Here is a 7180-nt window from a genome sequence, read left to right on the forward strand (position 1 = left end):
TTCAAATTCCACATGATTCGTCTCATAACTATTCTGGCTTTTTCCATGGAATTATCCGCAATCCTTGCGGCAAGCTCCCCCATGGCGGTTACGCTGCGGAACTTAATCAGTTCCTCCTTGTTGTAAAAATAAGAGAACAAATGTCCGATGAGCTGGGCATCCGGAATCTGGGCCAGCCTGTTTAGGGCCTGGCTGCGATTGCCAAGGGCAAGAATTTCGCCTACCTGTTTTTTTATTTTTCTGCCGTATGGTTTCATGGCTGTTCTCTTTCTAATAGTTATTGCTGTTGGCCGCCTTTGAAATTATCTTATGGGGTTCTTATTTAAATGGAATAGCACAAATTATGCCAGGTCGCTTTATGCCGTGCTGTTGAATGTTACCCCATCGTTGAGTCGCATCAAACGGCTTGACAATAGGTGTTTCAGACGGGTTGAGAAAAAAATGTCCGGCAGGTTTGAAAACCGGGCCAAGGTTCATTTGTCTCAAAACTTGACATACAAGTGTGTCTCGATACAGGTGTGGGGATTGATTTCAGGGCAGGTAACCGGTATATCGGATATGTGGCACAACCCCGGAATTGGGATTTATATTCACAACTTAATTTTCAGGATAAGATATATGGATATTGACCAGCTCTCCTTGTATGGTGCACCGACGTTTTTTATTAATTCGGATCATGAAAAGATTATTGCATTTTCAGCCCGGCATGCAGGATCGTCGGATAACCCCGTGAAAAAGGCTGTAAGCATTTTCTACGCTGTCAGGGATCAAATCCGGTATGACCCCTATAAGATTCCGAATCACCAAGAGGGCTTTAAGGCAAGCCGGGTTCTGACCGAAGGCAAGGGATTCTGCGTGTCAAAGGCTGTGCTTTTAGCCGCCTGTCTCAGGGCCCAGTCCATACCCGCCCGTCTGGGGTTTGCCAATGTGAAGAACCACTTGACCACGCCCAAGCTCAGAGAAAAAATGGGCACGGATCTTTTTGAATGGCACGGGTATACCGATATATTTCTGGAAGAAAAATGGGTCAAGGCGACACCGACATTCAACTTAAGCCTGTGTCAGAATTTTGGTGTACTGCCCCTGGAATTTAATGGCCGGGAAGACAGTGTGTTTCATCCCTTTGATGCCAAAGGGCAGGAGCATATGGAATATGTTCAAGACCATGGGTATTTTGCGGATCTGCCCTGGGACAGACTGATGACGGCCTACCGGAGCGCCTATCCCAGGTATTTTGAATCGGGTGGAATTTCAGGCGATTTCAATGCTGAGGCAAAAGAACTGCATCCTAAATAAATAGAGTAAATGATGAAATATAGCCTACAAGATCTCATTGACATGGAACATTTCCAACAAAAATTGATTGCCGTCATCTCCAAGAGTGGTTTGAAAAGAGTGACGGAGATAGAACATAGAAAACAAATCGCAAAAAGCGAAAACCGATATCGATCAATTCTTAAAGCCTCTTTGGACGGTTATTGGCTTACGGACACCAAAGGCAAACTCCTTGAGGTTAATGATGCTTATTGCCGCATGAGCGGCTATAGTGAAAAAGAATTGCTCTCTATGTACATTTCGGACTTTGAAATCATAGAAACACCAGAGCTGGTAGCCCAACATATGAAAAAGGTCGCCTTGACAGGATCAGATCGATTTGAATCTAAACATCGCCGCAAAGACGGAACCGTCTTCGATGTTGAAGTCAGTCTTCAATTCCGACCTGAGGAAGGCGGGCAATGTGTTTGTTTCCTTCGAGATATAACAGATCGTAAAGCATTGGAAGATCGCCTTGAGTCGCTTTGGTCTATAGCCCAAATGACCGAAGCCAGCCCCAAGGTTTTGTTCAACTTGGTCTTGGAGAAAACCCAAGAGCTTACAGGCAGCCGGTATTCATTTTTCGGTTTTATTAACGATGCGGAAGATCAACTGGAAGTCAACGCTTGGTCAAAAGAAGCCATGAATGAGTGCCGAGTCCAAGACCAACCCATTCATTTTCCCATTACTAAAGCAGGACTTTGGAGTCAGGCAGTCCTTGAACGAAAGCCGCTTTTCTGGAATGATTACAACCTTGATCATAGCCGCAAAAAAGGATTGCCTGATGGACATGTTCCCATCAAAAATTTCCTTTGTGTTCCAATTGTTAGAAATGAAAAAGTAATCGCTTTGGCTGCGGTGGCCAATAAGGATTCCGATTATACAAGTCAAGATGTATCTCAGGTTCAGGCCTTTGTATCAAATATTCTTCTTTTGATTGAAAAGCGTATAGCCGACGAGGCATTACAAAAGAGCGATGAACGGCTCAAACTGGCGCTTGATTCAGTCTCGGATGCTGTTTGGGATTGGCGAGTTGATACCGGCGAGGTCTACTTCAGTTCACGTTGGTATACCATGCTCGGATATGAGGCTTACGAATTGCCCCAGAACTTTGAAACATGGCGGAGCTTGCTCCACCCTGATGACTTGCCTGAATCAGAGGCAACCGTGTTTCGACATCTTAAATATGCAGAGCCATTTGAGATCGAATATCGTATGCGCACGAAAGAGAATCAATGGCGTTGGATTTTAGCCCGGGGAAAGGCTGTTGAAAGAAATGAGCAGGGCAAGGCTGTCAGAATGCTCGGTACCCACATGGATATCACAGAGCGGAAACAGTCTGAAATGGCGCTGAAACATTCAGAGCTCAAATGGCGGAATGTCCTTGTCAACACCCCTCAAATCGGTATTTCAATAAATACCAGCGCTGAAATCACTTTTGTCAATGAGCACTTTCTGGCCCTCACCGGATGGAAAGAAAATGAAGTTACGGGGCGGAATTGGTTTGACTTGTTCATTCCGGAAAATATCCGGGAAGATGTCAGAAAGGTTTTCCACACTGTAATGGGGCAAAAGGATACGCTTGGGTTCTCGAATTTTGAAAATGAGATCCTTGGAAAATCGGGCCAGATTTTTAATGTCGCCTGGTCTAATGTATTGACCAAGGATGCTGAAGGAAATGTGATTGATGTGACTTGTTTGGGGGTTGACCTTACTGAACGCAGGCGTTCTGAAGATAAATTAAGGAAAAGCGAAATCAAATACCGAACAATGATGGAGGCGATAAAAGACCCGGTTTATATCTGTTCGGACGATTTTATAATACAATATATGAATCAAGCCATGATTGACAGGGTCGGCCGTGACGCCACAGGGGAGTTGTGTTACCAAGCACTGCATGGGTTCGATAGAAAATGTCGGTGGTGCAAATATGGTGAGACATTTCAGGCGGGTCATGCCGAAAAAAATATTTTCAGCCCTCTGGACAAGTGTTCTTTCAATGTTTCAACTACTGTCTTTGTGAATGAAAGCGGATCTCTGTCCAAGCTTTCTGTATTCAGGGATACAAGGGAACTCATAGAATTGCAAAAGCGCCTTCAACAAGCACACAAGATGGAAGCGATCGGTAACCTTGCCGGTGGCATTGCACACGATTTTAACAATATTTTATTTCCCATCATTGGAATGTCGGAGATGCTGATGGAGGATCTGTCGGCCGGAAGCCCGGAGCACAAATACGCACATGCAATATATAAGGCCGGCCATAGAGCCAAAGAATTGGTGGCACAGATTCTCGCCTTCAGCCGTCAATCAGACCAGAAAAAAATGCCGATAAGGTTCCAGAATATTTTAGAAGAGGTCCTCAAGCTTTGTCGGGCGACCATTCCGGCAAATATTAAGATAGAGCAAAAAATTCAACGAAATTGCGGTTTCATTATGGGAAATGCCACGCAGCTCCATCAGGTTGCAATGAATCTTATTACCAATGCATACCATGCGGTTCAGGAAAAAAACGGCAAAATAATTGTTGCTCTTGAGGAGATCAAAATTGATCGGACCAATTTAACGGATACCGGCATTCATTCAGGAAAGTATCTGCTGTTTACTGTTTCCGACGATGGTACCGGTATGACGGACAAAGTCAAAAACAAGATATTCGAACCTTACTTTACGACCAAAGAGCAAGGTAAGGGAACCGGTCTTGGACTCGCCGTGGTGTACGGGATCGTTAAAGAATATGGTGGCGAGATTGAAGTCGAAACGCAAATCGGATCAGGTACTGTATTCAGCGTCTATCTACCCTTAATGAGTCAATCAGAAAACCAAAGGGCTGCAGAAATAAAAACCGAAATTAAGATGGGGCATGAACATATTCTTCTGGTTGATGATGACGCCGCAGTCGCCAACCTTGAACAGCAGATACTTGAACGGCTTGGTTATCAAATTACGATGCGTACAGGCAGCTTGGATGCTGTTGAGGTTTTTCGTTCAAATCCGGATGCCTTTGACATTGTCATTACTGACATGACCATGCCGAATATGACTGGTGATCAACTCGCAGAAGAGATTTTATCCATAAAACCGGATATACCTATTGTCATTTGTACCGGGTTCAGCGAAAGGATCAACAAAGAGCAGGCTGAAGCTATTGGGGTAAAAGGCTTCTTAATGAAGCCTGTTGTAAAATCAGATTTGGCGTCGATGGTTCGAAAAGTTCTGGATGATGCTAAATCTGAAAATAAAGATTAGGCCGATCGGCCTTAATCTCTGACGGTAAAAATTACTGATAGCCAAAGAAAACAAACCCTCATTTTCCGGGTCCGGTTTTCAACACTTCAGCGGCATCCTTGACCCGGGTCTGTTCCAGCAGACGGTGGGCATAGGCCTTTGCCCTGGAAAAACTTGTCTCCATGACCGTGGCCTGGACCCTGGGCAGGAATTTGGGATCCACGCTCAGGGTGGTGATACCCACTCCGATCAGAAAGGGGATGTGGTCGGGATCATGGGCCATCTCTCCGCACACGGATACATCAATGCCATGGCTGGCAGCCGCTGTTGCAATGGTTGCAATGCCGCGGTTCACGGCAGGATGATAGGGGATATAGTACTCGGCCACCAGTTTGTTGCCCCGGTCCGCGCCCAACATATACTGGATAAAGTCGTTGGTGCCGATGGCAAAAAAATCTGCCAGTTGAGCAAATTCATCTATGGTGGCAAGCACCGAGGGCAGTTCAATCATCATGCCCACCTCAGAGTCGTTTTTGTGGGGTACGCCTTCTTGTTCCATCTGACATATGCATTGGGCCATTACCTGTTTTGCCGCTACGAATTCGTCAATGGAGGATATTAATGGAAACATCAGGCGAACCTTTTCCCTGCCATGGGCCGCCCTTAAAATGGCTTTGATCTGGGCCTGGAAAATCTGGCGGTATTTCAAAGAAAAGCGAATGGAACGCAACCCCAGCGCCGGGTTGGCCTCCTGGATAAAATCCGTGTGCTTTATGACTTTTTCTCCGCCGGCATCCAGGGTGCGCACTGTGGTGACGGTTCCGGGTTCGGTCTTGTCAAACAGGCCCTTATAAATAAAATATTGTTCGTCTTCAGAAGGGAAACCGCCCCGGATGAGAAACGGGAATTCCGTGCGGTAGAGCCCAATGCCTTCGGCTTTCAGTTTCCGGGCCAGGCGAATTTCACTGAGCAGGTTGATGTTGGCAAGCAACCGGATGCGTCTGTTGTCAAGGGTGTAGGTGGCAGGCTGCATCTCCCGGGCCTTTGCCCGACTTTCTGCCTCTTGTTTAGCCTTGAATATGGAAAGGGTGTTATCATCGGGATTGATGTAAATATTGCCCTGGCCGGCATCCAGCAGCAGCCGTGTGGTGTCGGACAGATCCAGAAATACAGGGTCATCGGCAATGATCAGCGGGATGGACAGGGAACGGGCAAGAATAGTGACATGGGAGGTGACGCCGCCGCCCACCAGCACAATGCCCCGGATGCCGTCGGCGGTGAGTTTCATCATGTCCGAGGGGTAAATGTCCTGGGTAACAAAGATCGTTCCCCTGTCAGCGGCCTTGGGCGTATGCACGGCCTTGAGATGGGACAAAAGACGTATGCCCAAATCCTCAACATCCACGGCTTTTTCCTGCATATAGGCATTGGGATTATCCGAGAAAACCTTGATGTATTTCAGAGCGACCTGCTGGATGGCTGCCACAGGAGAAAGGCCCTGTTCTATCAGGGTTTTCATTTTTCCGGTGAAATTTTTGTCCTTGAGCATCATGAAATGGGCCGTGAAGATCAAAGATTCACTTTCCGGAAGACTTGCGGCAAATTTATCCTGCAGTGCCTTTAACTCATCAATGGTTTTTTCCACGGCGGTTTGAAAATCACCCAGGGAATAGGTGACATTGGATGGGTCCGCCTCAAACAGAATGGCTTTGCGTTTTCTTCTCGAAGGCCGGATCGTGCCAAAGGCTGAGCCATATCCGTCGGATTTGCCTTTAATGAATGCGGGGAATGTTTTTGCAATGGTCTCTGCATCTTCGTCTGGATCGGCGGGCTCAGAGGCCAGGGCCATAAGCAGTCTTGCATTTTCAATGGCACCGGCCAGCTGGGTGGCGGCCGTTCTCAATGCACGTTCATCAAGCAGGGTAAAATGGTCCATTTCCCGTTGTTGGACCACCAGAACACCGATCTTCACCACCCCGCGTCGGATGGGCACACAAAGAAAAGAATTAAATGGTTCTTCTCCGGCATTGTCAAAATATTTGAACCCCGGGCTTGTTCTTGCGTTTCCCACCCGCAGAACCCGGTCCTGGGAGAAGCACTGGCCCACCAGGCCTTCTCCGGGCAGCATCCTGATCCGGTCAACGGCTTCGGGTTTCAGACCCCGGGTGGCTTTCAGGACCAACTCTTTGGAACGTGAGTCAAAAAGGTAGATGGAGCAGACATGGGCTTGAAGGTGATTTGCCACAAGTTCAGTGGCACCGGTCAGAAACGCTTCAATGTCCGATCCGCTGGTGATGATGGAGGCAAGTTCCCCCATGTCGAACAGCAGGTTGAGATGGTCGGGTTCTTTTCTATTCATACTTTTCCTTGCTTCACAGGTGTCACGTCTGCCTCAATGTCATAAACTTAAGCATTGAGTATCTTATTTTACCACGAAGGGCACGAAGTTCACGAAGATATTAGCGCACTATACTTCGTGTTCTTCGTGAACTTCGTGGTTTTAATTTGAAAGCATCTTAACTTTATGACATTGACGTCTGCCTCCAATAGAGATTTATTCACAAAGCCCAGGCTCTAATCTAATTTGAAACAGTTCAAGATTCAACGAAAAAAGGGGCTTGGTCATAACATCGGCCAC

The 7180-nt window shown here is 46.8% G+C and carries 4 protein-coding genes; 2 read left to right on the forward strand and 2 right to left on the reverse strand.

Annotation, left to right across the window (positions count from 1 at the left end; translation table 11 throughout):
• A partial coding sequence (locus tag B3D59_RS00370; RefSeq protein ID WP_349676849.1) for a DVU0298 family protein occupies window positions 1-257 on the reverse strand: 257 nt, incomplete at its 3' end.
• Window positions 258-618: 361 nt separating this feature from the next.
• Here B3D59_RS00370 and B3D59_RS00375 point away from each other — a divergent pair.
• Window positions 619-1296 (forward strand): transglutaminase-like domain-containing protein, encoded by a 678-nt coding sequence (locus B3D59_RS00375; RefSeq protein ID WP_286817103.1) that lies wholly within the window; start codon window positions 619-621, stop codon window positions 1294-1296.
• Window positions 1297-1305: 9 nt separating this feature from the next.
• On the forward strand, window positions 1306-4563 hold the full coding sequence (locus B3D59_RS00380; RefSeq protein ID WP_286817104.1) for a PAS domain S-box protein: 3258 nt from the start codon (window positions 1306-1308) through the stop codon (window positions 4561-4563).
• A gap of 58 nt (window positions 4564-4621) precedes the next feature.
• Here the strand turns inward: B3D59_RS00380 and ptsP are convergent, their stop codons facing one another.
• Window positions 4622-6901, reverse strand: coding sequence for a phosphoenolpyruvate--protein phosphotransferase (ptsP, locus tag B3D59_RS00385; RefSeq protein WP_286817105.1), 2280 nt, complete (start codon window positions 6899-6901; stop codon window positions 4622-4624).
• Window positions 6902-7180: the final 279 nt, after the last annotated feature.

This window comes from Desulfobacter sp. UBA2225 (assembly GCF_002348205.1).
Taxonomy (GTDB): domain Bacteria; phylum Desulfobacterota; class Desulfobacteria; order Desulfobacterales; family Desulfobacteraceae; genus Desulfobacter; species Desulfobacter postgatei.